Origin of the sequence: Bradyrhizobium sp. (assembly GCF_035309285.1) — a bacterium.
Lineage (GTDB): Bacteria > Pseudomonadota > Alphaproteobacteria > Rhizobiales > Xanthobacteraceae > Bradyrhizobium.
Genome location: NZ_DATGFH010000137.1, coordinates 1 through 2,004 on the forward strand (window position 1 = coordinate 1; position 2,004 = coordinate 2,004).

The following is a 2,004-nucleotide window of genomic DNA, read 5'->3' on the forward strand; positions in this document are numbered from 1 at the left end:
AGAAGGCGAGCCACAGCCAGAACTGCCATTGGAACGGCAGGTTGAGCTTCTCCATCGCCGTCGGCAGGTCGGTCGTGCCGATCTGCCAGTAGATGGCGATGATCGCGAGCAGCATCAGGACCGAGCCGAGCAGCGTGTAGAGGAAAAACTTGAAGGCCGCGTAGACGCGCCGCTTGCCGCCCCACACGCCAATGATCAGGAACATCGGGATCAGGCCGCCCTCGAAGAACAGGTAGAACAGCACCAGGTCGAGCGCCGCGAAGGTGCCGACCATCAGCGTTTCCAGGACCAAGAATGCCATCATGTATTCAGGCACGCGCGCGGTGATCGCCTTCCAGCTCGCGATGATGCAGAGCGGCAGGATCGCGGTCGTCAGGATCAGGAGCGGCAGCGAGATGCCGTCGACGCCCATGTGATAGGTGATGCCGGTCGCAAGCCAGGTCGCCTTCTCGACGAACTGGAAGTCGGTCTGCGCAGGATCGAAGCGCCAGACCAGGATCAGCGAAAGGGCGAATGTGACGAGCGTGGTCCACAGCGCGATCCAGCGCGCGTTGCGATTCGCGGCGTCGTCGCCGCCGCGGGCAAGCAGATAGACCAGGAGCGCGCCGAACAGCGGCAGGAAGGTGACGACGGAAAGGATGGGCCAGGTTGTCATCACTGGCCTCCCAAGCCGAACATGAACCAGGTGATCAGGCCCGCCACGCCAATCAGCATCGCAAAGGCGTAGTGGTAGAGATAGCCGGTCTGGATCTTGACGACGTTGCGGGTGATGTCGAGCACGCGTGCGGAGACGCCATCGGGGCCGAAGCCGTCTATGATATAGCCGTCGCCGAATTTCCAGAGGAAGCGTCCGATCGCTTTCGCTGGCCGGACGAAGATCAGCTCATACAGCTCGTCAAAATACCATTTGTTGAGCAGGAACTGGTACAGCATCGGCTGCTGCGCGGCGAGGTCTTCGGGCAGATAGGGTCGCTGGATATAGAAGATGTAGGAGATGAGGAGGCCGATGCCCATCGCCACCAGCGGCAGCACTTTGATGTATTCGGGAATCTGCTCCATGTCCTCGATGATATGCGGGTTCATCTTCACGGATTCGCGGAAGAACTCGTCAACGCCGTTGCCGGCGAACAGCTCCTTGAAGGGGAAACCGGACGCGATCGAGCCAATGGCGAGGACGCCGATAGGGATCAGCATCCAGATCGGGCTCTCATGCGCTGCCTCATAATGCTCCTCGTCGTACGGCTCGCCGAAGAACGTCTTGAAGATCAACCGCCACGAATAAAACGCAGTGAGGCCCGCGGACACCACCGTCAGGATGAAAGCGTAGACGGCGAGCGGGTTATGCGAAGCATAAGCCGACTCGATGATCGCGTCCTTCGAGAAATTTCCCGCGAAGAACGGAAAGCCGGTCAACGCGAGCGTGCCGATGCACATCACTGTGAAAGTGTAGGGAATCTTGCGCCACAACCCGCCCATCATGCGGATGTCCTGCTCGTGGTGCATCGCGTAGATCACCGAGCCGGAGCCCAGGAAGAGCAGCGCCTTGAAGAAGGCGTGGGTGAACAGGTGGAACATGCCGACCGAATAGGCCCCTGCCCCCATCGCCACGAACATGTAGCCGAGCTGCGAACAGGTCGAATAGGCGACGATGCGCTTGATGTCGTTCTGCACAAGGCCGATGGTCGCCGCAAAGAAGGCCGTGGTCGCGCCGAAGAACATCACCACCGCCTGCGCGTCGGGGGCAAGCTCAAACAGCGGCGACAGCCGCGCCACCATGAAAACGCCCGCGGTCACCATGGTCGCGGCGTGAATCAGCGCCGACACCGGGGTCGGGCCTTCCATCGCGTCCGGCAACCAGGTGTGCAGCAGGAACTGCGCCGACTTGCCCATCGCGCCCATGAACAGCAGCAGGCAGGTCAGCGTCAGGGCATCGGCGTGCCAGCCGAAGAAATCGATGGTTTTGCCGGCAAGACCCGGCGCGCCCGCGAAGATGGTCTCGAAATC

Annotated in this window: 2 protein-coding genes; both read right to left on the reverse strand. The window is 61.2% G+C overall.

The window, feature by feature from the left end; all coding sequences use genetic code 11:
* Window positions 1–655: proton-conducting transporter transmembrane domain-containing protein (locus VKR55_RS25935; protein ID WP_324407862.1), on the reverse strand; the 655-nt coding region annotated here is incomplete at its 3' end.
* A partial coding sequence (nuoL, locus tag VKR55_RS25940; RefSeq protein WP_324407864.1) for an NADH-quinone oxidoreductase subunit L occupies window positions 655–2,004 on the reverse strand: 1,350 nt, incomplete at its 5' end. The genes nuoL and VKR55_RS25935, both read right to left, overlap by 1 nt.